General features: G+C 62.3%; 30 protein-coding genes. 7 read left to right on the forward strand and 23 right to left on the reverse strand.

Annotation, left to right across the window (positions count from 1 at the left end):
* Positions 1-245: 245 nt before the first annotated feature.
* From V474_RS20660 to V474_RS20670, 4 genes are all read right to left on the reverse strand, one after another.
* Complete coding sequence (locus V474_RS20660) at positions 246-1,178, reverse strand: ParB/RepB/Spo0J family partition protein (RefSeq protein ID WP_051924112.1); 933 nt, start codon at positions 1,176-1,178, stop codon at positions 246-248.
* Positions 1,178-1,942 (reverse strand): ParA family protein, encoded by a 765-nt coding sequence (locus V474_RS20665; RefSeq protein WP_037508252.1) that lies wholly within the window; start codon positions 1,940-1,942, stop codon positions 1,178-1,180. Before V474_RS20665 ends, V474_RS20660 begins: the two co-directional genes overlap by 1 nt.
* A 13-nt stretch (positions 1,943-1,955) precedes the next feature.
* Positions 1,956-2,132, reverse strand: a complete 177-nt coding sequence (locus V474_RS26315; RefSeq protein ID WP_020820482.1) for a hypothetical protein — start codon at positions 2,130-2,132, stop codon at positions 1,956-1,958.
* 186 nt (positions 2,133-2,318) lie between these two features.
* Positions 2,319-2,711 (reverse strand): DUF3768 domain-containing protein, encoded by a 393-nt coding sequence (locus tag V474_RS20670; protein WP_037508254.1) that lies wholly within the window; start codon positions 2,709-2,711, stop codon positions 2,319-2,321.
* A 503-nt stretch (positions 2,712-3,214) separates the two neighbouring features.
* Here V474_RS20670 and V474_RS20675 point away from each other — a divergent pair.
* The gene (locus V474_RS20675) at positions 3,215-4,486 is read left to right on the forward strand and encodes an SNF2-related protein (protein WP_236711370.1); all 1,272 of its coding nucleotides are present in this window, start codon (positions 3,215-3,217) and stop codon (positions 4,484-4,486) included.
* 18 nt (positions 4,487-4,504) lie between these two features.
* Here the strand turns inward: V474_RS20675 and V474_RS20680 are convergent, their stop codons facing one another.
* Positions 4,505-5,269 (reverse strand): IS6-like element IS6100 family transposase, encoded by a 765-nt coding sequence (locus V474_RS20680; RefSeq protein ID WP_001389365.1) that lies wholly within the window; start codon positions 5,267-5,269, stop codon positions 4,505-4,507.
* Between V474_RS20680 and V474_RS20685 the strand changes: the two genes are divergently transcribed.
* Positions 5,246-5,605, forward strand: coding sequence for a hypothetical protein (locus tag V474_RS20685; protein ID WP_236711371.1), 360 nt, complete (start codon positions 5,246-5,248; stop codon positions 5,603-5,605). The two genes, V474_RS20680 and V474_RS20685, sit on opposite strands and share 24 nt — an antisense overlap.
* A gap of 65 nt (positions 5,606-5,670) precedes the next feature.
* A complete protein-coding gene (locus V474_RS20690) occupies positions 5,671-6,537 on the forward strand; it encodes an undecaprenyl-diphosphate phosphatase (RefSeq protein ID WP_021243433.1) in 867 nt (288 codons plus the stop codon).
* 203 nt (positions 6,538-6,740) lie between these two features.
* On the opposite strand, the gene V474_RS20695 is transcribed toward V474_RS20690, so the two are convergent.
* Positions 6,741-7,628: an MBL fold metallo-hydrolase gene (locus V474_RS20695; RefSeq protein WP_081659623.1), complete on the reverse strand. Its 888-nt coding sequence runs from the start codon at positions 7,626-7,628 to the stop codon at positions 6,741-6,743.
* Between the two features lie 67 nt (positions 7,629-7,695).
* On the opposite strand from V474_RS20695, the gene V474_RS20700 reads away from it, so the two are divergent.
* The 4 genes from V474_RS20700 (at position 7,696) to V474_RS20715 (ending at position 9,843) form a co-directional block, all read left to right on the forward strand.
* Positions 7,696-8,028: an ArsR/SmtB family transcription factor gene (locus V474_RS20700; RefSeq protein WP_021243435.1), complete on the forward strand. Its 333-nt coding sequence runs from the start codon at positions 7,696-7,698 to the stop codon at positions 8,026-8,028.
* Entirely contained in the window at positions 8,025-8,561 is a 537-nt protein-coding gene (locus V474_RS20705) for a rhodanese family protein (RefSeq protein ID WP_021243436.1), read from the forward strand. Before V474_RS20700 ends, V474_RS20705 begins: the two co-directional genes overlap by 4 nt.
* A 4-nt stretch (positions 8,562-8,565) precedes the next feature.
* A complete protein-coding gene (locus V474_RS20710) occupies positions 8,566-9,324 on the forward strand; it encodes a sulfite exporter TauE/SafE family protein (protein WP_021243437.1) in 759 nt (252 codons plus the stop codon).
* Between the two features lie 132 nt (positions 9,325-9,456).
* Positions 9,457-9,843, forward strand: coding sequence for a DUF302 domain-containing protein (locus V474_RS20715; RefSeq protein WP_021243438.1), 387 nt, complete (start codon positions 9,457-9,459; stop codon positions 9,841-9,843).
* Between the two features lie 19 nt (positions 9,844-9,862).
* Here V474_RS20715 and V474_RS20720 read toward each other — a convergent pair whose 3' ends face one another.
* The 17 genes from V474_RS20720 to V474_RS20800 all read right to left on the reverse strand — a co-directional run bounded on the left by V474_RS20720 (position 9,863) and on the right by V474_RS20800 (position 24,712).
* Positions 9,863-10,057, reverse strand: coding sequence for an SHOCT domain-containing protein (locus V474_RS20720; protein WP_021243439.1), 195 nt, complete (start codon positions 10,055-10,057; stop codon positions 9,863-9,865).
* A gap of 58 nt (positions 10,058-10,115) precedes the next feature.
* Positions 10,116-10,544: a hypothetical protein gene (locus V474_RS20725; protein WP_148649496.1), complete on the reverse strand. Its 429-nt coding sequence runs from the start codon at positions 10,542-10,544 to the stop codon at positions 10,116-10,118.
* Between the two features lie 262 nt (positions 10,545-10,806).
* Complete coding sequence (locus tag V474_RS20730; protein WP_021243441.1) at positions 10,807-11,199, reverse strand: copper-binding protein; 393 nt, start codon at positions 11,197-11,199, stop codon at positions 10,807-10,809.
* A gap of 11 nt (positions 11,200-11,210) precedes the next feature.
* Positions 11,211-14,354 carry an efflux RND transporter permease subunit gene (locus V474_RS20735; RefSeq protein WP_021243442.1) on the reverse strand — a complete coding sequence of 1,048 codons (3,144 nt, stop codon included), beginning with the start codon at positions 14,352-14,354 and terminating at the stop codon, positions 11,211-11,213.
* The gene (locus V474_RS20740; protein WP_021243443.1) at positions 14,351-15,844 is read right to left on the reverse strand and encodes an efflux RND transporter periplasmic adaptor subunit; all 1,494 of its coding nucleotides are present in this window, start codon (positions 15,842-15,844) and stop codon (positions 14,351-14,353) included. The genes V474_RS20735 and V474_RS20740 overlap by 4 nt, the downstream gene beginning before the upstream one ends.
* On the reverse strand, positions 15,841-17,070 hold the full coding sequence (locus tag V474_RS20745; RefSeq protein ID WP_017502287.1) for a TolC family protein: 1,230 nt from the start codon (positions 17,068-17,070) through the stop codon (positions 15,841-15,843). Before V474_RS20745 ends, V474_RS20740 begins: the two co-directional genes overlap by 4 nt.
* A gap of 135 nt (positions 17,071-17,205) precedes the next feature.
* Positions 17,206-17,490, reverse strand: coding sequence for a hypothetical protein (locus V474_RS20750; RefSeq protein WP_021243444.1), 285 nt, complete (start codon positions 17,488-17,490; stop codon positions 17,206-17,208).
* 103 nt (positions 17,491-17,593) lie between these two features.
* Positions 17,594-17,770 carry a hypothetical protein gene (locus V474_RS26685; protein ID WP_231377893.1) on the reverse strand — a complete coding sequence of 59 codons (177 nt, stop codon included), beginning with the start codon at positions 17,768-17,770 and terminating at the stop codon, positions 17,594-17,596.
* Between the two features lie 244 nt (positions 17,771-18,014).
* The gene (locus V474_RS20760; protein WP_021243446.1) at positions 18,015-18,458 is read right to left on the reverse strand and encodes a DUF411 domain-containing protein; all 444 of its coding nucleotides are present in this window, start codon (positions 18,456-18,458) and stop codon (positions 18,015-18,017) included.
* A 46-nt stretch (positions 18,459-18,504) separates the two neighbouring features.
* Positions 18,505-18,900, reverse strand: coding sequence for a DUF305 domain-containing protein (locus V474_RS20765; protein ID WP_017502282.1), 396 nt, complete (start codon positions 18,898-18,900; stop codon positions 18,505-18,507).
* 71 nt (positions 18,901-18,971) lie between these two features.
* On the reverse strand, positions 18,972-19,418 hold the full coding sequence (locus tag V474_RS20770) for a DUF305 domain-containing protein (protein WP_017502281.1): 447 nt from the start codon (positions 19,416-19,418) through the stop codon (positions 18,972-18,974).
* A 42-nt stretch (positions 19,419-19,460) separates the two neighbouring features.
* A complete protein-coding gene (locus tag V474_RS20775) occupies positions 19,461-20,186 on the reverse strand; it encodes a PepSY domain-containing protein (RefSeq protein WP_031290469.1) in 726 nt (241 codons plus the stop codon).
* Positions 20,177-21,442 carry a copper resistance protein B gene (locus V474_RS20780; RefSeq protein ID WP_021243449.1) on the reverse strand — a complete coding sequence of 422 codons (1,266 nt, stop codon included), beginning with the start codon at positions 21,440-21,442 and terminating at the stop codon, positions 20,177-20,179. The genes V474_RS20775 and V474_RS20780 overlap by 10 nt, the downstream gene beginning before the upstream one ends.
* A complete protein-coding gene (locus V474_RS20785; RefSeq protein ID WP_021243450.1) occupies positions 21,439-23,334 on the reverse strand; it encodes a copper resistance system multicopper oxidase in 1,896 nt (631 codons plus the stop codon). The genes V474_RS20780 and V474_RS20785 overlap by 4 nt, the downstream gene beginning before the upstream one ends.
* A gap of 93 nt (positions 23,335-23,427) precedes the next feature.
* Positions 23,428-24,000 carry an RNA polymerase sigma factor gene (locus V474_RS20790; protein ID WP_021243451.1) on the reverse strand — a complete coding sequence of 191 codons (573 nt, stop codon included), beginning with the start codon at positions 23,998-24,000 and terminating at the stop codon, positions 23,428-23,430.
* Positions 23,997-24,434 carry a periplasmic heavy metal sensor gene (locus V474_RS20795; RefSeq protein WP_031290470.1) on the reverse strand — a complete coding sequence of 146 codons (438 nt, stop codon included), beginning with the start codon at positions 24,432-24,434 and terminating at the stop codon, positions 23,997-23,999. Before V474_RS20795 ends, V474_RS20790 begins: the two co-directional genes overlap by 4 nt.
* A complete protein-coding gene (locus tag V474_RS20800) occupies positions 24,431-24,712 on the reverse strand; it encodes a hypothetical protein (protein WP_017502274.1) in 282 nt (93 codons plus the stop codon). Before V474_RS20800 ends, V474_RS20795 begins: the two co-directional genes overlap by 4 nt.
* Between the last annotated feature and the right edge of the window lie 65 nt (positions 24,713-24,777).

Here is a 24,777-nt window from a genome sequence, read left to right on the forward strand (position 1 = left end):
AAGGCTATTGTCATACATCCCCGGCGTCACGCCTATCCGGCCCTCACCTTCACTCAACTCATCTGATAGTCTGCTTGAGCAGACTTCGACACTATTTGGTAAAATGCGCCTATCATTTACGCCTGATCCACGAAGGGCGGCGCCAACGGCGCCGCCCCAGCTCGGACCTACGGAAAAGGCCGCGCCCCGAAAGGGGCGCGGCCGACATCCACACGAACAGGATATGCGAACGCGGAGGAAGAGGATCAGAGCATCGCGGCGTCGGGACGTCCCTCAGACGCGGCGCAAAGTCGTTCGGTCGCCACCTCTTGCCGAGAACCATCGCCGAAGATCACGACAACACGCGGGCCAAGGACAAGACGCGCGGGACGGCCATCGACTTCAACGGCAAGGCTGGCCTCTGGCGTTTGCTCCCCTGGTCGCGCGACTGGCTCAGTCCCTGCCCGCGGTTGGGGACGGGCGACGGTCACCGCCGCGGCCTGCATCGGCGCTGCCTCAATGCTGGGAACGTCCGTCTTACTCTTCAGCCCGGCAATGAACCGCGCGCCTTCCGCCAATGTCGCGCCGCTCTCATCCCAGGCGCCCACATAGGCCTCGACTTCCGCAGGATAATCCCTGGCTGTGCGATGCAGGTCATAGAGCAGCCGGATCGGCGCGCGCGGGAGCACCTCCCTGAGATAGGCAGGCATGTCACCATAGGCTGCATAGAGCGAGACGAACTGCTTGGAGCGGCCCAGCGCAGCGGCGATTTCGACCTGGCTCATGCCGCCCTTGAGCATACGGGCAATCGCATGAGCGAGCTCGACCGAAGACAGGTTCGCACGCTGATCGTTCTCAACGATCTGATCGGCGAGCAGATGGGTTCCCTCCCCCTCGGCCACGACGATCGCCGGGATCGTCACCCGGCCCGCGAGCTGGGAGGCACGAAAGCGCCGCTCGCCCAAACGGATGCGATGCAAGCCGGCGGCGTCGGCGGGCGCAACCGTGATCGGCTGCAAGACCCCGCGGGCCGCTATGGAGGCCGCAAGCTCGGCCAGGGCGTCATCGTCGAAACTGCGCCGGGGATTGCCGGGGTCGGGGATCACCCGCTCCAAAGGAATATCCTCGACCCGGCGCGCCATTTCATGCGCGCCGACGAGCAGGCCAAACTCCTCGATGCGTTCATCGAACTTACCCATCAGGTGGCGGCCGCTGGCGCTGAACCAAGTCGCCGTTCGATCTCGGCGAGGATCGGCCGAATTTCCTCGGCCGCCGCCTTGGCGCCGCCACCACTCTCCATCCAGACCGGTCGATGATTTTCCGCCGCATGCTTGTAGGTCGGTCGCGCCTTGATGAACGCAGGGAACATCAGCCGCTCGCCCACCGCGTGAGCGAGCTTGACGGCATTGTCTATTTCGCGCCGGTCGAACGGGTTGACCATCGATGGCAGCAATCCGAGGAAATCGATCTTGCGCCCTGCCCTCGCCGCCTCGGCCTTGCGCAGCGCGGTCAGCAGCATCTTGGCGCATTCGACCGAATCTTCGGCGACCTGGACCGGCGCGATCACTGCATCGGCGACCGCGAGAGCGCTCAGGGTCAGCTCATCCCATTTGGGACCGGTATCGATCACGCAGAGGTCGAAATGGGGCGCAAGCGCAGGAAAGCGGCCGAGAAAGTCGCGCACATCCTGCGCCGACTTGATCATCTGCAAACGCTGGTCGGCGGCGAGCAAAGTGAGCCCGACCCGGCCATCGGCGGCAAACGCCGCCGATGGATCGAAGAGATCGGCCGCGAAGCCACCCGGCCGCTCGCGGGCCAGACGGCGCGACGAACTGCCTTGCGGGTCCAGGTCGACGAACACGACCCGGCGTCCTGCCGGTTCGGCCAGATACCAGGCGAGATGCGTGGCGAGGAAGGTCTTGCCTACCCCGCCCTTGAGAAGGCTCACGGCGATCGTTCTCATCGGTGCGGCCAGCTCAACAATAGTCGTCCGGACCATCGCGTAGATTGCGCTCATAATGGTCACGCGATGACCAGTCGCCGCCACCGCCAATGCCGGGACCGACATAGCGGAACAGGTAGACGGTGAGCGCAAAACAGCCGAACGCAAAGAGGATCGCGTGATCGGGATGGGCGGCGAAATAAGCGGACATGACGGTAGCTCCTCAAACGGTCTGATCCCGCGTCGGCTCACAGCTTTGCACTGGCCGCACGGGGGCGACGCTCCAGTGCGCCCTCCCCTCCTCAAGCGCGCTTGGCGCTTGGAGATCCTTTGCGCGCAGTCTGCTCAAGCAGACTTTTCACGGCCATCCCCCCGGTCAGGGGGATGGCCGTGCCGATCAGTATTCTTCGGCGAGTAGGATCGTCAGAACCCGAGTGGTGACGTCGGGATTGGCTGGATCGGGTGAGCCCCAGGCAAGCTCGAGATCATAATAGTCGATCTTCCAGTAGAGAATGGCGCTGCCATATTCGAAGCGACCAAAATCATGCTCGCCCAATGGATCGTTGTCGGAATTGAAGCTGTCATAGTTTCGCACCGTGCGCAGGATCTCAGCGCGTCTGCGAAATCCGCGGAAGAGGGAAACATCCCCGACCAGCGCGGCAACGCCCGCGGTCATGACGATCTGGTTTCGGCCAGGGCTGCAAATAGATCTCCGCAGGCTGTCATTCAGTGCGGCGATGCGGTCGATCCGCTCGGCTCGGTCTGCCGATTGTTGAGAAGGCTGCGGCATGGCTGTGACTCCGGTCTGGATCAGCCCCGCCCATCGGGGCCTTCCGACAGGCGCCCCAAGGGCGGCGTCATAGCGGGGTCGTGCACCCGGAGGGTCGCAACGCAGTGGAGAAGCCCGCTATGCGGGCTTGCTCGGCCCCGCGCGCCGACCAGGAAGCCGACAACGGACAAGGAACCTGATGGCGTTGCTCCTTCCGGTTGCACCCAGCAGACAGACGCTGACCATCGCCGAGCCGAGCGGTCCATCGGCAGCGACAGAATTTGTCACCCATGCAAGCTATAATAGCCCCACCCAGGACGACGAAGGATCGACTCGATGAATTTCCTGCATGCCCGAACGGTCCGGGAAGTTACTTCCGCCCGTCGCAAGAGAGTGCGGCGCACATCTATCAATGCCAGCATCTACCAAAGTGAATGGCGCAGATTTTGAATGATTTAACATTCGCCTGACACTTGACGCTGTCGGCTTTCTATTGATCATCCTGTTAGGGGGGAAGTTTCACTATGTTCGAGGCAGGCGAACGGGTACGGCTGAAAAACGATCCGGCGGTTGTCGGTGTCGTAACCGACCGGCCGCCCGAAGAACGAGCAGGACGCACCTTCTTTCAGATTGAGCTTCCGACAGGCCGCCGAAGTCTGCCGGCAAACCAGCTCGAACATGTCCTGGCCGCCCCCGATGCGCTCGTGGATCTGCGAAACGGCAAACTCTCCGCCCCAACCGATTTGCGACGCGCTCTGACCCATCTGCGCATGACGGGCCGCCTTGCCGACATGATCTACAGCATGGGCGCGACGAACACCGAGTTTCACGCTTACCAGTTCAAGCCGGTCCTCAAGCTCCTGAACGCGCCCTCTCGTGGCTTGCTCATCGCCGATGAAGTCGGTCTCGGTAAAACCATCGAAGCAGGGCTCATTTGGACAGAGCTGGTGGCGCGGAATCACGATTGCCGTCGACTGCTGGTGGTCTGCCCCAAGCCGCTCGTCGAAAAATGGCGGGCTGAGCTGCGCAACAAATTCAATGTCGACGCGCGTATCTGCGGTGCCGCCGAGTTGCTCGACACGCTGCGTGACGACCAGGAGCGTCGCGAGGGTTTTCAGGTCATCGCATCGCTGTCCGCCATCCGTCCGCCGCGCGGGTGGGACGATCCTGACGAGCCCGCCTCGGGTGCGCGCGCAGACCTCGCGCGGTTACTCAATGATTCGGCTCAGGATCTGTTCGATCTCGCGATCTTCGATGAGGCACATCATCTGCGCAATGCCGAGACGATGAACCACAAGCTGGCAAAGCTTGTGACCGATGTGAGCGATTATTCGCTGTTTCTTTCGGCCACCCCGATCAATCTGCGCGCCAACGACCTGCGCGCGCTTTTGAAGCTCATCGATCCGGACACGTTCGAACGGGAATATCTCTTCGATATCCTCCAGGAAGAAAATGTCCCGCTGGTGCGGGCTTGGGAAGCGGCACGCGACACGCGCGTGCCGATGCACGAATTGGCGGAGCTTGTCGGGGATCTCCCCGAGGGACGGGTTCTCAAGACCGGCGAACGGCTGAAACGCCTGCGCGAAGAGCTCGAAAAAGGCATCGTCGATACCCCGGCAAACCGCGTGAAATTGGCAGCGCGGATCGAAGAGATGTCGCTGCTGGGATCCACGATCAATCGTACGCGACGGCGCGATGTTGCGGAATTCAAGGTCGAGCGCCGCCCCCAGACGGTAAAATGGCCGATGAATGAGGCGGAAGGCTCTGTTGCAAAGATTGGCGGCAGTCAGAGGTAGGCTGTCGCTCTGCGCCGATCAGGCGGCTGCTGCGAAATGGTGGTTGAGCATGCCCATGGCCTCCGTCAGCGCCGAGGGCCCAATGCCAAAAGCTCTCTCCACAAGGCGCACCTCGCCCCTGATGCCGGGCTGCAGGCACCAGGGGCGAGCCTGTCCTTTGCGCAGGGCTCGCATGACTTCGAATCCCTTGATCGTGGCATAGGCCGTGGGGATCGATTTGAAACCGCGCACCGGCTTGATCAGTATCTTGAGCTTTCCGTGATCGGCCTCGATCACGTTATTGAGATACTTCACCTGCCGGTGGGCCGTCTCCCGGTCCAGCTTTCCTTCGCGCTTCAATTCGGTGATCGCTGCACCATAGCTCGGCGCTTTGTCGGTATTGAGCGTGGCAGGCTTTTCCCAGTGCTTCAGGCCTCGCAGGGCCTTGCCCAGGAACCGCTTCGCTGCCTTGGCGCTGCGGGTCGGCGACAGGTAGAAATCGATCGTGTCGCCCCGCTTGTCGACTGCCCGGTACAGGTAGGTCCACTTGCCCCGCACCTTGACGTAGGTTTCATCCAGGCGCCAGCTCGGATCAAAGCCACGCCGCCAGAACCAGCGCAGCCGCTTCTCCATCTCCGGGGCGTAGCACTGGACCCAGCGATAGATCGTCGTATGGTCGACCGAAATGCCGCGTTCCGCCAGCATTTCCTCAAGGTCGCGATAGCTGATCGGATAGCGACAATACCAGCGCACCGCCCACAGGATCACATCACCCTGGAAATGGCGCCACTTGAAATCCGTCATCGTTCCGTCCGTCCAATCTCCGCCAAGCATGCTCAAGCTTCACGATTTTTGCAACAGAGCCCGATTGGCAGCGATGCGGCGATCGAGACGGCGGATATCGCGCTGATGCAGGACGATCTCTCCCGCCTGCCGTGGCTCATTCGGCATTCCAGGGCGACGCTCGCCGTCATCCGGCAGAACATCGGCTTCTCACTGACGGTAAAGCTCGTTTTCGCAGGTCTGACTCTGCTTGGCATGGCCTCGCTCTGGGGCGCGATCGCGGCGGATGTCGGCGCTTCGCTCCTGGTCGTGCTCAATGGTATGCGTCTTGTCGGTCGCGACCAGCGAGTTCGATAATCCGGTTACCCAGGCAGCGAAGCAACGATCTACGCTCACCCACCACCCAATAGGACCGCACTGCTATGACCGGACAATGTGCCGCGGGCGTCGACACGGGCTTCGTGACACTGGGCTATGCCAAGGTCGCCTTCTTGGGCGTGGTGCAAGGTATCACCGAACTCCTGCCGATTTCGTCAACAGCCCATATGCGGGTCGTCCCGGCTCTGTTGGGATGGCGGGATCCCGGCTCGGCTTTTTCAGCCGCGATGCAGCTCGCCGCGCTCGCCGCGGTCATCAGCTATTTCTGGCAGGATGTCCGCCGCCTAGCGGTCGGTTCAGTATCGGCAATCGGTCGTCGGCAGTTCGCTGATCCTGATCTTCGTCTGGCAATCTGGATCGCTCTCGCGACGGTCCCGATCGTGCTAGCGGGCGCTCTGCTGTCGAACAGCCTCAACACATGCAACTCGCCCTTTCGCGCCTTGCCGGTGATCGGTTGGGCTTGCATCGCGATGGCAGTGCTGATGGGTCTCGCCGAGATTTTGGCACGCCATCGCCGTGGCATCGAGGCTTCATCGCTGGCCGATGCGCTGCTCGTCGGTCTCGCGCAGGTTGGCGCACTCATCCCCGGCGTATCGCGCTCCGGATCGACCCTCACCGCCGCGCTCGCGCTCGGATTCAAGCGCGAAGAAGCGGCCCGGTTCTCATTCCTGCTTGGCATCCCGGCGATCGCGCTCGCCGGGTTCAAGGAGCTGTGGGAACTTCATCGGGTGGGACTCGACCTGCATGGCTGGTCTGTGCTGGCACTCGGCCTCTTTACCGCCTCGATCTCGGCCTTTGTGGCTATCTGGGCGCTGATGCGATTCCTCGAGCGCTTTTCTGCATGGCCATTCGTCGTCTATCGCGGGATGCTCGGCGTCCTTCTGCTCCTTACGACCGCCAACATCTTATAGTGTCGGAACTTCAATTGCCCTGAAGATCGAGACCGTGTGAAGTGCGCTGAGACCAACCGTATTTAACTGGCCTTGCGGAAGCGAAGTCAGGTCCGCATGCCCTCCTTCCCCCCCGCGCGCCGAGCCGGGGGGATGGCGCGCTTGACGTCGTAGGCGCGACGAAAGGCAAAGCGCTCGCGAATTCATCACCAGCTCGTGAAGCCTCAAATCGCGTTGACCGGCAAGCGTAGGTAAACATGTCCCGAAGGCGAAGCCGGCGGCATTTCACCGGCGCGAATGTTTACCTGCAGGGAGGGCAGAATGAGCAGCGGCGCTTCGAGCCCGGCGTCGCGAGCTTTGCGCATTGCCACGAATTCGGCCTCTCCAACACCATCACGAACATGAAGGTTGTTGCTTCGGTGCTCGGCGACGCTCGCCTCCCAAGCAGGTTTGGCGCGGGATGCCGGGGGATAGTCATGCCCGGTGAAAACGCGCGTCGCGGCGGGCAGGTCGAGTATTTTGCGGATCGAGCGATAAAGCGTTGCGGCATCGCCGCCGGGGAAATCCGCCCGGGCAGTGCCGTAGTCCGGCATGAACACTGTGTCGCCGACGAACGCGGCATCACCGATCAGATAGCTGACGCAGGCGGGCGTATGTCCCGGCGTGTCCATGACATGCAAGTTCTGCTCACCGAGCGGCAGCACATCGCCTTCGCGCACGAGCCGATCGAAAGCGCTGCCGTCGCGTGCGACGTCATTCGCCTCGAACAGATCGCCGAAGATCGCCTGAACCTCGGTGATGCGCGCGCCGATGACGACCGGGGCGCCGGTCTGCGCCCGCAGATAATGCGCGGCGGAAAGATGGTCCGCATGGGCATGGGTTTCCAGCAAATAGCGCAGATCCAGTCCCTGCTCGCGGACCGCCGCCAGCAGCGCGTCCGCACTGGCAGTGCTGGTACGCCCATTGCGCGCTGTGAAATCCAGCACCGGATCGATGATCGCGGCCGCCTTGGTCGCAGGATCATGGACGATGTAACTGACGGTATTGGTCGCGGGATCGAAGAACCCTTGCACGGCGGGCCTGGCTGCGGAGACGGGGAGAGCATGAGACACGAGGTTACCTCCTAATATCCTTCATATTAACACTTGCTAAATTAGAATCAATGAATATAATTGGAGCATGCTCGATCTCGCCAAATTCGACCTGACAACCTTCGAGGCCAACGCTGCTCGCGCCGCCACGCTCCTGCGCGTGCTCGCCAACGAGCGGCGACTGATGATCCTGTGTCAGCTTGCCGATGGGGAACTCTCCGTAGGTCAGATCCAGCCGCGCGTCGGGCTTAGCCAGTCCGCGCTGTCGCAGCATCTGGCGTTGCTGCGTGAAGAGGGCATCGTTGCTACCCGGCGCGCTGCGCAAACCATTTATTACCGAATTGTCGATCCGGCCGCGCTGCGCGTCATCGCCACGCTCGCCGAACTGTTCTGCCCAACCGATGAGGAGCCAACGCCATGACTGCGGGTCTGATCCCACTCTCGCCCGACGACACCCGCCGTCGGCTCGCAAATGGCAGCGCCATTTTGGTCGATATCAGGGAACCGGACGAATTTTCCCGACGCCATATTCCCGGCGCGGTTTCCCAGCCGCTATCGGGTTGGGAGGCGGCCCGCCTGACTGTCGAGCCCGATCGTGAGGTCATTTTCACCTGCCGGTCAGGCATGCGCACGGCTGGAGCCTGTGATCGCCTCGCCGCGCGCGTCTCCGGCCAGGCCTATGTGCTTCAGGGCGGCATCGACGCGTGGAGCAAGGCGGGCCTGCCGGTCGCCGTGGACGCCAAGGCACCGCTGGAAATCATGCGGCAGGTCCAGATTGCGGCGGGCCTGCTCGTCCTCATCGGAGTCATCCTTGGCTTCGTCGTGGCACCCGGCTGGTTCGGCCTGTCCGCCTTTGTCGGCGCGGGCCTGACCTTTGCCGGGGCCACCGGCTTTTGCGGTATGGCGCGGCTTCTGATGCTGGCCCCCTGGAACCGCCGCGCTCGCGCTGCCTGACATCGTGACGGAAACGCTCCTCCTTGCGGCCCTCGGCGGCGTCCTCATCGGCCTGCTGCTCACCGTCTTTGGCGGCGGGGGCTCGGTATTGGCGACGCCCTGGCTGATCTATGTGGTGGGCGTCGCGGATACGCATGTGGCCATCGGCACCTCTGCCGCGGCCGTCGCGGTCAACGCCGCCACCGGCCTTGCCGCCCAGGCGCGTGCGGGCACCGTCAAATGGCCCTGTGCCAGCGTTTTTGCTGCGGCCGGACTCGTCGGCGCACTGACCGGAGCGCAGGTCGGAAAGATGATCGACGGTGCGGCCCTGCTGCACTGGTTCGCATTGGCGATGATCGCGATCGCCATCTCGATGCTGATGCCGCGCAAGAGTGAGGGTGACCCCGGCGTCCGTTTGACCCCGCCGATGGTGTGGAAGCTGGCTCCTGTGGGCTTGGCAGCCGGCTTCGCGGCCGGATTCTTCGGCATCGGCGGCGGCTTCCTGATTGCGCCCGGCCTCATGGCCTCGACCGGCATGACGCTTGCCAACGCATCGGCGTCCAGCCTCGTGTCCGTCACCCTGTTCGGCGGGGCAACGAGTATCAGCTACTCCGTCTCGGGATTGGTCGACTGGGCACTGTTCACCCCGTTGGTGGCGGGCGGTGTCGCGGGTGCGACGCTGGGCTTGCCGGTTTCGCGCTGGCTCGCCACGCGCGTGACGGTCGCGCGAAGCGGCTTTGCTGCCATGGTGGTCGCGGTCGGTCTTTACATCTTGCTTAAATGAAGGAGAGGCAACTTAACCGGCGACCGCCTTCGACTAACAGTGCCTTACTGCAATGGCCCGTAAGGGGGTGATCAGCATGCGCGCCGCATTCGGTCATTGCCTGTCATCTCAACCGCACATCGGAGACAAACATTGAGCTATTATTTTGCCAAGACGCTGTCGATGGGCTTCACCGAAGCAGTCCAGCGTGCGACCGAGGCCCTGAAGCAAGAGGGTTTCGGGATCATAACCGACATCGACATCAGCGCGACTTTCAAAAAGAAGATCAACGTTGATTTCCGCGAATATCGCATTCTTGGCGCCTGCAATCCATCGCTGGCCCATGAGGCGCTTCGGATCGAGGACAAGGTTGGGACCATGCTCCCGTGCAATGTGATTGTGCAGGATGTCGGCAACGGACAGGTCGAGGTGGCCGCGATCGATCCCGTTGCCTCAATGCAGGCGATCGATAATACAGAACTGAAATCGGCAGCTCAGCAGGTCAGGGACAAGTTGCAGCGCGCGATCGCCTCCCTCTGACGAGAGGGGCGGCGCGGACCTACGGCCCAACCTCCAGGTCCTTGCGTTTCTGCAGATATTCCTCGCGATCGAGGTCGCCCCGCGCGTAGCGTTCGTCAAGGATCTCCAGCCCGCTGCGTTTCTCGAGCGGCGCGTCGGAGCGGCCTTTGCGGACCAGCAGGATTACGCCGAAAACCAGGAATGCAAGCAAGGTCAAGGGGATGATCGCGTGCATCACCCCCCAACCGGCGGTCCAATATGCTGAGCCACAGGCTCGGTCCCACCACATCATCTTAGCGGGCCGGGCGATAGAAGCCCGAATGACGATCGACCGTGTAGCGCTCGACCAGCGAATTGCCTTCCGCCGTCACGATGTCGGCGGTGATCGTGTTGGCGTCGGTTTCCACGACCCGGCCAACCTTGAGGCGGGTGTTCTGATTCCATTGAAGCCATTGCTCGAGATTGGCGCGGACATCGGCGATCGAAAGGTTCAGATTGGCCTGCCGCTGATTCCACATCATCCCGCAGTGGGGGCACCCATTGGGACCCATCATGCCCGGACCCATCATCCCGGGGCCCATCATCCCCGGACCCATCATGCCCGGACCCATCATTCCCGGACCCATCATCGTGCCGGGGCCGCCGTTCGACTGCGCGCCGGCCGGAACGGCCAGCACAAGGGAAGAAGCGGTCAAAGCCAATATGGTCGTAATCTTGCGCATCGAAACCATGATCATGCCCTCCAGTGATCTGCAATTCGGGGCCGAAGATCATGGAACAACGAATTTGGCTCTATCCGTAAATGTCCCAAGCCAACTCGCTTTGGTCGACGGCCTCACGGGATAGAATCGGTCCCTTTGGCCGGTGCGTCATTGCGCGATATCAAACGTGCATTTTTTCAGCATCGGCCGGCGAAGCTGCCTCCGCAGGCCGATGCTGCATCATAATGGTGAGGCGGTGGCGAACGGCACCACGATCAACTGGTCAGGGCTGCGTGTGGATCGCAGTCACTTCACCCGCATTACCTGTCAGCGTGAGGTCGAAATCGACCTTGTCGCCGACCTTGGCCGCATCGGTGATCGCAGGCGCCGCCTTGAACGCCATCGCCATCGCCGGCCAATTGGCTTCGGGGATCGGGCCATGGTTAAGCGTGATCGTGCCCGCCGTCTTGTCGATCGCGGTGACGGTGCCGTGGCCCTTGGCCTTGATCGCGGTGCGCGCCGCTGGCGCCATCGCCATGTTGCCCATGTCGCCGCTCATGGTCGCGGCGGGCGCCGCCTGGTTGGTCTCGGCCGCAACGGGCGTCTCCGCCTTCTTGCCGCAGGCGGCGGTCAGGGCGGCGAGGCCGAGGGCAATGGTCAGTCGTGCACGGTTCATGGTCTTCTCCTTCATGAAATGAGAGGTTGAGGTAAGGGCTTGCTCTTCGGCCGCCGGAGCAAAAGATAGGCGGCAGGAAGGACGAACATCGACAGCAGCGGCGCGGTCAGCATGCCTCCGATCATCGGCGCAGCGATCCGGCTCATCACTTCGGAGCCAGCGCCCGAGCCGAGCAGGATCGGCAGCAAGCCTGCGAGGATCACCGCGACGGTCATTGCCTTCGGCCGGACACGCAGCAGCGCGCCTTCACGCACCGCCGCCTCGACCTCGGCAGCATCCGAATGGTTCTCGCGCTCCTCCAATGCGTTCTTGAGATAGATCAGCATCACCACGCCGAACTCGGCGGAGACGCCAGCGAGCGCGATGAACCCGACTCCGGTCGCGACCGACTGGTTGAAACCGAGCAGGTAGAGCGTCCAGATCCCGCCGGTCAGCGCGAACGGCAGGGTCCCCATGATCAGCGCGGCTTCATCGAACCGTCCGAAAATCAGGTAAAGCAGTACGAAGATGATCAACAGCGTTGCCGGTACGACCAATTTTAGCTTGTCGACTGCCCTCTCGAGGTATTCGAACTGGCCAGAATAAGCGAGGCTGACGCCGGGCGAAAGCCTGACCTGTTTCGCCACCGCGCGTTGCAGGTCGCCGACTACCGAGGCGAGGTCGCGCCCGCGCACGTCGACATAGACCCAGGTCGAGGGCCGTGCGTTCTCGGTCTTGAGCATCGGCGGCCCCTCTGCGATCGATATATTTGCCACCGTGCCAAGCGTGATCTGTTGTCCCGACGGGGTCAGAACCGGCAAGGTGCGCAGCCCTTCAAGGCTGTCGCGCAGCTCACGCGGATAGCGCACGCTGATCGGATAACGCGCAAGCCCCTCCACTGTCTCGCCGATCGTCTCCCCGCCGATCGCGCCCGAGACGATCGCCTGAACGTCGGCGACGTTCAACCCGAGCCGAGCGGCGGCCGCCCGGTTGATGTCGACGTCGACATAACGTCCACCAGTCAGCCGTTCGGCGAGCGCCGAGCTGACGCCGGGTACGGTCTTGGCCACCGCCTCGACGTCATGCGCGACGCGATCAAGCTGGGCGAGATCGGCACCCGACACCTTGACCCCGATCGGGCTCTTGATGCCGGTGGCGAGCATATCGATGCGATTCCTGATCGGCGGCACCCAAACATTGGCGAGGCCGGGGAGCTTCACCGTGCGATCAAGCTCCTCGACCAGCTTGTCGGGCGTCATCCCCGGCCGCCACTGATCGCGTGGCTTGAACTGGATCGTGGCCTCGAACATCTCCAGCGGCGCCGGATCGGTTGCAGTCTCCGCGCGCCCGGCCTTGCCGAACACGCTCTCGACCTCAGGCACGGTCTTGATCAGCCGATCGGTCTGCTGGAGCAGTTGCGACGCCTTCGCCGCCGAAAGGCCGGGAAGCGCTGACGGCATGTAGAGCAGGTCGCCCTCGTCCATATTCGGCATGAACTCACCGCCAAGGCGTGTGAGCGGCCAGGCCGTGGTCGCAAAGGCGAGTGCCGCGATCAGCAGCACTGTCTTCGGTCGCTGCATCGTCCAGTCGAGCGCGGGTCGATAGATATTGGTCAGCCAGCGATTGACCGGGTTCGACTGCTCGGGCGGGATTTTTCCCCGGATCAGCAAACCCATCAGCACCGGCACCAGGGTCACCGACAGGATCGCCGCTGACGCCATCGCATAGGTTTTGGTGAAGGCGAGCGGTGCGAACAGCCTGCCCTCCTGTCCTTCGAGCGTGAACACGGGAATGAAGGACAGCGTGATGATCAGCAGGCTGAAGAACAGCGCCGGTCCGACCTCGGCAGCAGCTTCGGTGATGACGATCCAGCGCATTTCGCCTTCGAGATGCTTGTCCGGGTGATCCTGCTCCCAGCGCTCGATCTTCTTGTGGGCATTCTCGATCATGACCACGGCCGCATCGACCATCGCACCGATGGCAATGGCGATGCCGCCGAGCGACATGATGTTGGCGTTCACCCCCTGGAACCGCATCACGGTAAATGCCGCGAGGACGCCCAGCGGCAAGGTCAGGATCGCGACCAGCGCCGAGCGAACATGCCAGAGGAACAGGCCGCAGACGATCGCGACGACGATGAACTCCTCGATCAGCTTGTGGGTGAGATTCGCGACGGCGCGGTCGATCAACTGTGAACGGTCATAGACCGTCACCACATCGACGCCGGGCGGCAGACTCTTCTTGAGGTCCGCCAGCTTGTCCTTGACCGCCGCGATCGTTTCCCGGGCGTTCTTGCCCGAGCGCAATATCACCACGCCGCCGGCGACCTCGCCTTCGCCGTTCAATTCGGCGATGCCGCGCCGCATTTCGGGGCCGATCTGGATCGTGGCGACATCGCCTAGCCGCACGGGCACGCCGCCCGCAGCGGTTCTGAGCGGGATCGCGCGGAAATCGTCGAGCGTCTTCAGATAGCCCGAGGCGCGGACCATATATTCGGCCTCGGCCATCTCCAGCACCGAGCCGCCCGCTTCCTGATTGGCCTGCTGGATCGCCTGGACCGCTTGGCTGTGGGTAATCCCATAGGCGGCGAGCTTCACCGGATCGAGCAGCACCTGGTACTGCTTCACCATCCCACCGATGCTGGCAACCTCGGCGACGCCCGGGACGGTCTTCAACTCGTAGCGCAGGAACCAGTCCTGAAACCCGCGAAGCTGGGCAAGATCGTGCCGGCCGGTTTTGTCAACCAGCGCATATTCATAGACCCAGCCGACCCCGGTCGCGTCTGGACCGAGCGCACTACGCGCGCTCGCCGGCAATCGTCCCTGCACCTGGTTGAGATATTCGAGTACGCGGCTGCGCGCCCAATAGAGATCGGTGCCGTCCTCGAAGATCACATAGACGAAGCTGTCGCCGAAGAAGGAATAGCCGCGCACCGTCTTGGCGCCGGGGACCGAGAGCATGGTGGTGGTGAGCGGATAGGTGACCTGATTCTCGACGATCTGCGGCGCCTGTCCCGGATAGCTGGTGCGGATGATGACCTGGGTGTCGGAGAGATCGGGCAGCGCGTCGATCGCGGTCGATCGCACCGCCCAGACGCCTACACCGATGAGGGCCAGCACGCCGATCAGGACGAAGAAGCGGTTCTTGACCGACCAGCGGATGAGATGGGCGATCATTGGTCGGCAACCTTCGCCAAACGCCGGATCGTCGGTCCGGCCGGTGGCTGGTCGAAGCCGAAGCGGACGCGATCGCCAGTCTTCAGGCCCCGCGCGATCTTCGGGTCTGGAAGTTGGAAGGTCATCGTCATTGCCGGCCAGCCGATGGCGGGCACCGGCTCATGGCTGAGCGTCACCGAAGTGGTGGTGATCTGTTCGATCTTGCCGACGGTCTCGTACAGCGCGGCTACAGCTGTGGGTTTGGCAATTGCCGGCGGCGCGCTGCCACCGATCGGCCGCGCTTCGACGCCGGACAAACTCGCCTCGGAGTCGATCAGGAACTGGCCCGAGGCGACGATCTTTTCACCTTCGCTTAGGCCAGCCAATATCTCGGTATCGTCACCGGATTCGCGCCCGGTTTGTACCTCGGCGGGGCGGTAACGCCCCTTGTCGAGCGCGAGCATCACCAACGTCCGCTTGCCGGTGCGGATCAGCGCCTCGGACGGCACCAGCAATGCCGGCTGCGTACTGCCGCCGAACGACACGGTCGCGAACATGCCGGGCCGCAAGCGCCCGCCGCGGTTGGGCAGCTCGATCCGCACCGTGAGCGTCCGGCTGTCGACCTGAGTCGTGGGCAGGATCGCCGAGACACGCCCGGAGATGGTTTCGCCGGGGAAGGCTGCAAGCGCGGCTCGCACCGCTTGTCCAGGCTTCAAGGGACCGGCGACCGCTTCGGGCACGGCGGCATTCAACCAGACCGTGCCGAGCCCGTTGACCTCGGCAAGCGTCTGGCCTGCCATCAAGGTCATGCCGCCCCGCACGTTCAACGTCTTGATCACGCCGCCCGTGGGCGTGGAGATGGTGATCACATTATGCGGTCGTCCGGTTTGCTCGACCGATGCGATCGTGCCGGAGGGCATGCCGAGCAGCATGAGCCGTTGACGCGCGGCCTGGATCAGAGCGGCGTTGCCGGTGCGGCGGACCGCCAGAAACTCGGTCTGTGCGCCGCCCCATTCCGGCACCAGAACATCGGCAAGCGGCGCGCCTGCACCGATCACATCACCAGGTGCGCGGCCATAGACACGGGAAACGAAGCCGCCTGCACGCGCCTGAACGATCGCAACGTCGCGCTGGTTGAAGTCGATCGTGCCGGTGGCGGTGAGACTGCTCGCCAATTCGCCGCGCCGCACAGCCACCGTTCGCATCCCGAGCGCCTGGGAGGCGGACGGGTCGATCGATATTCCCGGCTGTGCCGCGCTTGCCCCCACCTCATCCGCATAGCGCGGGATTGTTTGCATTCCCATCGACGACAGGCCTGGACCGTCATGATGCTCAGCGGGGATCATCGGGTCATACCAATAGAGGATCTTGCGTGCCGGCGGTTTGGCGGCCGTAGCGTCGGGTGATCCTCCTCTCCATTCAGAGATGGTGAAACCGACCCCGCCAGCGGCGACCGCGAGCAGCGCCGCGGCACCGAAAAGGCCGCCCCGAGGGATTGTGAAATGGCTCATTGCGATTCGCTCCGATACGTAAGGTTCAGTCGAACACCGTCAGCAGCGACAAGGGCTTCACGGTCGAGAGTGTTGAGGGTGACGTCGGCAAGGGCCGCATAGGCATCCGCGATATCGACAAGATTGGCGCGACCTGCCCCGTAGCTTGCCGTCTCCAACGTCACCCGCTGCTCGGCGAGTGGCAGCAATGTGTCCCGCGCGCGCAGCCACTGTTCATGATGCATGATATGGTCCGCAAGATCGGTTTCGAGATCAGCGGCCAGCGCCCGCAGGGCCGCGTCGCGTTCGGCCAGGATGCGTCCGGCATTCTCCTGGGCCGCCGCAATGCCCGCATTCTGTCGACTGCGGGTGAAGAAGGGCAGACTGACCGTCACACCGGCTGACACATAATCTCCAAAACGAGGGTCGCGGCGTTGATAGGCAAGGTTCACCCCGAAGTCGGAACGGCGGTTGGCATCGGCCATACGCACATCGGCCATTGCCTGACCGGACTGGGCGTCGATCATTGCCATGGTGGGAAGGCGATCCAGGCCAGCGCGCAGTTCGGCCCCATCGACAGGGAAGTCGGGAATAGATCCGGCAATTTCAGGCGCCGGGTCACCCGTCCATCGCGTCAGAGCAGCCCGTGCCCGCGCTATGTTTGAGACCAGTTCGCTGCGACGATCTTCTAATGAGGCGATAGCCTGTCGGCCGGCAAGAGTCTGCGCAGGCCGGGCATTGCCCGACGCGACGGCACTGGGCGTTGTCCGCACCACGCGCTCCAGACGGGCTAGAAGATCATCAAGCGCGGTCAGCCGGCGCTCGGCATAGGCAAGGTTGATCCAGGCAAGCGCAGTGCCGACCTCAACCGAACGCGCCTCAAATGCGGTGTCGGCATCTGCAGCCTTGATATCGCTGTCAGCGCGGGCGCGTTGCGCACGGCGCTTGGCGAGGTTGGGAATATCCTGGGACACGCCCACCCGCGCCATCGTGAAATTGTCCTGCCCGGGAGCAAACGCCAATGGCCCCGAGATCGGGAAACTGTCGAGCCCAACGGCCAGAGTCGGATCAGGTAGCGATCCGGCGCCGCCACGAGCGGAACGAGCGGCCTCGGCGGCGAGCGCCTTGGCCTTGATCGACGGCGCTTCCTGCCGCGCGCGCTGGAGCGCAGCGTCGAAAGTGAGGGGACCAGCGAATGCAACGCCGGGGATCGCCGCGAGCAGCGGCAGACAAACAAACAATCGCATGGAAAACTCCTGATCGGAGGATCAGGCCGGCGTCGCGCACTCTGGCAGGCATGTCAGTGGCGGCGGGATGGGGGCAATCCCGCCGCCACTGCTGGCCTGGCCGTCTATGCGACCTTACACGGCCAGAGGCTGTGCCTAGCCGGCCGAGGGAGCCGACGAAGGCGATGCCATGCTATGCATCTCCTTCATGCAGTCCGCCGCGCTCATCTTCATCATGTCGCAGTTGCAGTTCGCCATCTGCGGAGCATCGGGCACCCAGACGCGACGGGGGCTCATAGATGGCGCACGCGGGCCATAGTTTGGCGATTGACGCCATTCATAATGGCCAGACTGCGAGTTTGTGTTGGGTTCGCCGGCGAAAGCGGCAACGGGAGCGGCAAGCGCAATGCCCAGCAGGGCATAGAAAACACGGTTCTTCATGACTGTAATCCTTGGGCAAAATATCGTGGTAGCCGCGGGTCAGACAGGATTTTCAGATGCGCGATAGACGCAAGAATCCTGTCAGCCTGGCAGCCGGTGTCGATCAGCCAAGGAGAGTCGGTGGTTCCGGTTCGGGAGTGAGGTCACTGCCGTGCAGGACAGTGATGGTTGCCCAGAAGGGCAGAGCTGGACTGGCTTCGCGTGCTTCCAGCATAGGCGCGTCATTACGAACGGCCAGCGGAACGACGCAGCCCATGGCCGCGATGCATTCCAGGGTCATGCCCTTGCAAGGCTTCTGAGCAGGTTGTTGCTGCTGTGCCATTATCTTCATGCAGTCTTCCGACATCCCAGCCACGGCCTGCACAGACGTGGCCATTGGGGCGGACATCGCAGGCGGAGCGGACGCAAAGGCCGCCGCTTGGCCAATCAAGCCAACCATGGCTCCCAGAAGGAGAAGAAGTTGCAAAACGCGTTTCACAGCCGTTATTTATTACGCCTCGTAGCATCAAAGATCAACGAGATGGTCACCCGCCGTGTCGGGCAAATACCGTCTGACCCGCCGATCCGAAGGCGATGACAGAGTAGGGTTGTGGTTTTTGGCCGGGGACTTCCATCCCCGGAGAACCCAGCGGCATGCCCGCTACGGCCAATCCCTTTACGCCCTTCGGGCGCTTCGCGATCGCGCGCTTCATGTCGGCAATGGGAACGTGGCCCTCGAAAACTATGCCATCGACAATTGCAGTATGGCATGATGCCAGCGCAGCGGGCACGCCTTGAGCGCGTTGAAAGCGGCCGCGTTGCTGGTCGTCGACGATATTGACGCTTTGTCCAAATTGTCTGCGCACCTGGGCCGCCCACTGTTCGCAGCAACCGCAACCAGGGTCACGATGCATGATGATCGGGGCAGCTTCGGCGCTGGCGACGGAGAAGGCTGCTATGAACGCAGCGAGGGCAAATTTGAGTGTCATACGATCCCTTATTGGTTCCCCCGCCCCTGGGCGGGGGAGGAAAGGTCTATTGGGCGCGCTTGTTGTGGGCTCTCAGCCAGCCTTGAAGCTCGCCCACTTCTCGCGTTTGCTCGGTGATTGACTTGTTCGCCATCATTCGGACCTGCGCGTCCTTGGTGTCGCGCAAAACGATGCGTGACATCGCAATCGCACCGCGATGATGCTCGATCATCTTGCGCACCCAGGTCTCCGTTGCATCGCTGCCCGTGGCGGACATCATCTTCTGATGCATCTCCATTTCTGCAGGCGGGTAAGGATTGGCTGGCGTGGGGTTCATGGTCTGGCGCATGTCCATCTTGCTATGGTCCATGCCCTGCATTTGGGCGATCGCCGGCGCGGCCACCAATCCAGCGATGATGATGGGGACTATTTTCTTCACAATTCTCTCCTCAGCGCCCCGCATTGATAATACGCATGGGCGCGCCATTTCCCTCGTGAGGCGGCACAAAATTTACGGGAACGGGAGCGCGAAGCCTACTTGCGGGCTAGAATAGCCTTCATTTCATCGATTTCGCGGCGCTGAGATTCCTCGATGCCGCTGCACAGACGAACGATTTCCGGATCCTTCAAGGAGGCCTCGCGGCACATCAGGATCGCGCCCGAATGATGCGGGATCATCGATCGGAGGAATGCTGTATCGCCGATCGTTGTTTGCGTGCGGATGAGGGCAAATGATCCGGCGAATATCGCAACTGACCCTAATATAAGGGCCGCGTTTGCCTTTTTCGACGGGAACATATGGCCCATCGCGAGGACCATCAGCACCACCATGGGCGCCACCATCATTAGCGTCATGTAGAGCATATTCAGGTTGTTGTAGAAGCTCCCCAAGCTGTCGATCATGACGAACATCACCAGATACATGATGACGCCGCCAACCAAGGTCTGCAGGGCGAGGCTCGCATAGGCATTTTTCATCATTGGTCGTCTCCTTTGGCCCCCGCCCCGATCCTGCTTGACTATTCAACCCGTGCGGCGTCGCTTTCGCGGCCACCGAAGATACAAAAGTGCCGAACCCGCGATCGCCAATGCGAGACCACCTGCGGCAAACGCCATCAACCACGGCGTGTTGAAATTTTCGTGGTTTTTCCAATCCATGATGTGGAGCGCCCAGAAGAAATCGTACAGGCGCCACGTTCCATTTCTCACAGCGACGATCCGACCACTATTCTGGGCAACATAGACGCGGGTCGCTTCGCGGTCAGGGAAGTCCACCCGCCAGGCCGGCAGGACGCCCTTGAATTCTGGGGTCGACGCCACAACCAGGCGCACGCTCGGCGGCTCCGACGTACCACGGTAGGCCTGTATCGCCACCGCGCGAGCCATCGCAGCGTTCACGGGACCAAGTCGACGACCTGTTTCTGCATCGTGGAGTGAGATCGTCCCATCGATAGACTCGACCTCCGCAATCTCGCGGCCGAGCAGCGCGCGATATCGGACTTCACGCACGGGTCTGGTCGCCGCGCGCAACACTAGGTCCAACGGCGCGCGCGATCTCGACTGTTCCAATATCGCCGGCGACGATCGCTCGACGAGATGTTCACCGCGGACTCGCTCGATCGGCAACAGGCTCATGACAAGACCGCTCGCAAACCAAAGCAGCAGCTGGACGCCGATAACCAGGGCTAACCAGCGATGAACGCGGCTAGCCCCGATGTGGAAGCGGAGTTTGGCGCTTCTCAGAACCAGGTCCGAACACCGATTACAAAGCTGGCCGCCTTCACGTCCCCTCCGTCTGAGCGTGCATAGTCCGCCGTCCGCCCGAACTTTCGGTCGTAAGAAACGCCGATGTAGGGGGCAAATTCGCGGCGCAGTTCGTAACGCAAACGCAGTCCCAATTCGGCGTTCGTGATGCCCGCTCCAATCCGCGTCTCCGGGACATTTTGTGCTGAAAGGTTCACTTCCAGGCGCGGCTGGAGAATGAGGCGTTGCGTGATACGCTGATCATAATAGCCCTCGATCCGCCCCAACACCTCGCCTTTGTTCGACAGAAACAGGGCAGCCTCGGTCTCAAACCAGTAAGGCGCCACCCCCTCAATACCGATCGTCGCATAAGTACGGGATGGGTTGGGTTTGAAATCGTAACGGACACCCGCCTGGAGGTTCCAATAAGGGTCGAGTGCACGACTGTAGAGCGCCTGAACTTCTGCGGTCTCCATGTAGGTGCCGCTTCTGCCAGCAAGAACGCCCTCACCCTCTGTCTTGACCACCAGCCGATCGAGATCCTTGCCGAACCACGCCTCCCCGTCCCACCGATAGCCGTCGCGGCCGTTACGGACCTGATATTCCGCCAGATTGAACAGGATCATCGAGCTGGATGAGCCGCCATGTTCCTTATGCAGCATGATACGCGAAGCCGCCATCTCGCCGTTTTTGTAGACGCGGTCGGCATAGTTGTCGGTAGGAGGTTGGGGTGCAGGGGCGTTGCCGGGCATGAGACTGGTGCCACCAGCGCCATGGGCTGCCATCGGCCCATCCATCGCCATGCCGGGCATCGACGACATATCGTGCTGCATCGGCTGACCGCCGGGTGCCGCCTGCATGTCCATGCCGGGCATGTCGTGTTTCATCGTACCGCCCGCCCCATCGGGCATGGTCATGCCAGGCATGCCGGACATGTCGTGGCCGGCATGCGGGTCAGCCATTGGAGGCGTCTTGTTACCGGGCATCTCCATGCCGGACATAGCCCCCATGCCCGACATGTCGTGCGGCGCCGACTTGGGTTTTGCTGCCGGTGCCCGGCGCTTCGGGGTGGCAGGCTTGCCCTTAGCCGTGGGCGCAGCGGCGCGCCTGGGCTGGCTTGCTGGCTTGGCCACCGGCTTTTTCTTCGCCGCTGGCTGAGCAGCAGGCATGTTCATGCCCGGCATATTCTGCATCGACTGCGCGCTGACTGGGGTCGCCAAGGCGAGCGGGGCCGCGCCGATCAGAAGGAGAAGCGACTTCATGCGGCATCTCCCCGGGGACGGACAGAGACGACGCGCATCATCCCGGCATGCATGTGATAGAGCATATGGCAGTGAAACGCCCAGTCGCCGACTGCGTCTGCGGTGACGTCGAAACTTACCTTGCCTCCTGGTGCGACATTGACGGTGTGTTTGCGCGGCGAATACTCGCCATGCCCGGTCACCAGCTCGAAGAAATGCCCATGAAGATGGATCGGGTGCGACATCATCGTGTCATTGACGAGCGTGACGCGGACCCTTTCGTTTTCGATAAAGGGAATGGGCTCGCGCTTGTCACTGAGCTTCACCCCATCGAACGACCACATATAGCGTTCCATATTCCCGGTCAGGTGGATTTCCATCGCGCGGTCTGGCGCGCGAACATCGGGGTTGCGCTCCACCGCCATGAGATCGCGATAGACAAGGACGCGGTGGCCAACGTCTTCGAGACCCTGTCCCGGTTCTCCCGTGCGATCCATCGGCATGGGCGAGATCGTCTGGACACCCGGTCCCATCTTAACCTGCGGCGCTTTGCTGGCGTCGCGCATGTTCATGCCGCCCATTCCGCCCATCGCCATGCCGCCCATTGTATCACCGGACCCGCTGCCCATTCCGGGCATGTTGGCCATGGAACTATCCGCCGGTTTTTGCATGCTTGGCATCGACGCGCCGGCCCCCATATCCATGCCTGCCATCCCGCCCGCGGCAGCTCCGCCGGCAGACATGTCATGCCCCATTGCTGCGTGGTCCATGCCGGACATGCCGCTCATATCCATGTCCCCCATGCCCATGTCCTTCATATCGGCAAGGGGCCGCTTGCGGAGCGGCGGAACTTCGGCCGTCATGCCTTCACGCGGAGCCAGTGTGGCGCGTGCCATGCCCGAACGATCAACGGATTCACCGACCAGCGTGTAGGCGCGATCATCGGTCGGAGTAACGATGACATCATAGGTCTCGGCAACCGCGATCTGAAACTCGTCGACCTCGACCGGCCTGACATTGAGCCCGTCGGCCTGAACAACCGTAAGTTTGAGACCGGGAATCCGGACATTGAACGTCGTCATCGCGGAGGCATTGACGAAACGCAGGCGAACGCGCTCACCTGGCTTGAAAAGCGCGGTCCAGTTGTCCCGTGGGCCATGCCCATTCACGAGATAGGTATAGGTCGAGCCCGTGACATCGGACACGTCGGTCGGATCCATCCGCATATTGCCCCAGTCAAGTCGGTCCTTGAGGGGTTGGTCTTCCTTGGCCAGCAAACCGGCCAGCGTTTGCCGCTGATAATTGAAATAGCCACCGCCGACCTGCTTGAGCTTCCGGAAAATTGCGTGCGGATGCATCTGGCTATGGTCGGAGAGCACGATGACATGCTCTCGATCCGACTGAATCGGATCCTCGCCTTCCGGGTCGATGACAATCGGTCCGTAATGACCTAACTGCTCCTGCAGCCCCGAATGGCTATGATACCAATAGGTGCCAGCCTGGACGATGGGGAACTCATAGACAAAGGTCGACTTGGGCTTGATGCCGGGGAAGCTGATGCCGGGCACGCCGTCGAACTGGAACGGCAAAAGCAGGCCGTGCCAGTGGATCGAGCTGTCTTCCTCGAGATCGTTGATCACCGACAGGCGGACGTTTTGGCCCTGACGCAGACGGATGAGGGGCGCAGGCACAGTGCCATTGATGCCGATGGCATGGCTTTGTCGGCCGTCGATCATCATCATCTGATGCGCGATCTTGAGCGTGATATCGTTCCCGCTGACCGTTGGCAGTGGCTTGGCAATCCCGGACGAAATGGGTTGAGCCCATGCCGGCAGCCATGCCGACAATGCGAGGCCACCGCCGGCCAGCGCAGCGCCGCGGAAAAGGTCGCGGCGGTTCAATCCGGGGGACATAATATCTCCTTGTTCAACGTGCAGCACTTTGGGTCTGAAAAGACGCTTAAGCGCGGTATCTCTTTATCCTTACGCGCGAGCAGCGCGCACCCCTCATTCCTCAGCGAGTATTTCTGCGAGGCGCGCGCGCGCGCGATACAGGCGCGTCTCCACAGCCTTGCTACTGACGGAAAGCGCTTTGGCGGCCTCTGATTGACTGAGCCCTTCGACGGTCCTGAGCATCAGGACTTCACGCAACGTGGCAGGCAATGCGCTGATCGCCGCCGACAGTCGCTCCACCTCTATTTTCGATTCAGCACTGGCATGTGCGGAGGGTGCGTCATCCGGCACTTGCTCAATCTCATCATCCGACGGCGCGGAGCCAAATGTGAAGAGCTGCCGCACCCTCTGGCGGCGGCGCCAATCGCGACATTTGTTAATCGCGATCCGGGATAGCCAGGCGCGCAACGGACGCGCACCATCATATTTCCGCAGATGGCTGAACGCGGATACAAAGCAGTCCTGCGTGAGATCAAGTGCTTCCTCGGCATTCCCGACCAGGCCGCGCACCAGTCGAAATATCGCTGTCTGGTGCCGACGCATAATCTCGGCGAAAGCCGACTGCCGACCGGCAAGCGTCAGTGCCGCTAGTTCACCGTCCGAACACGCCTGGAGATCCAGACTCACCGTGCATCGTCGGTGAGCGCATGAACCACCGCCTGATCGAAGGTCTTGGCCTGATCGGGGCGAAGGATTTGCCGCATGGCGAAGATGTGCCCGAGCGTTTCCTTTTGCAGTTCGCCCATTGCCTGATGCGACTGATCGACGGCCGCGGTCACACGCGGCCCTTCGCCATGTTCGACCTCGATCGCGGCTGCGAGACGCGCATTGTCCGATCGCAGTTCAAGCTCCAGCGCGCGCCGACGCACGGCGAAACCCTGCTCTAGCAGCTCGATCTTGGCCTTCTGACGATCATCCAGATCGAGCTTGCTGTGCAAGACATCGTGGAGCTCGACGCCGGCTGCCTTGGGCTGCGGGAAAAAGTAGCGGCCCAGGAACACGCCCGCAACCGCCGATGCAAAGGCGACGATGGCGACGAGGAGGAGCAATTTGGGCTTCATTGAGAACCTACCAGCAGCGTCGAAGGGGCAAGCGGATTTGATGGCCCGAAAGGCGATAGCGTGACCGACGCCTCGGCACGCGGCGTAAAGCCATTGCTGGCGATACCCAGCAGTACCGCTCCGAAAGCCGCGACCGCACCGAGGCGGAATTGAGACGCGGTCGAAACCTGCGGCAATGCCGCTATGCGTCGGAACACAGCATCCTCCAGACCAATCAGCCCCGGATGCGTCGGTTCGTTGCGTAAGCGGCTCAGCAGCCGGTCCAGGTCGGTATCCATCGAAAAGTCCAATCCTCAATCAATCCGGGGCAACGGCCCAGGACGTGTTCTTTACTTTCCCCTCT

This window comes from Novosphingobium barchaimii LL02, assembly GCF_001046635.1.
Classification (GTDB): domain Bacteria; phylum Pseudomonadota; class Alphaproteobacteria; order Sphingomonadales; family Sphingomonadaceae; genus Novosphingobium; species Novosphingobium barchaimii.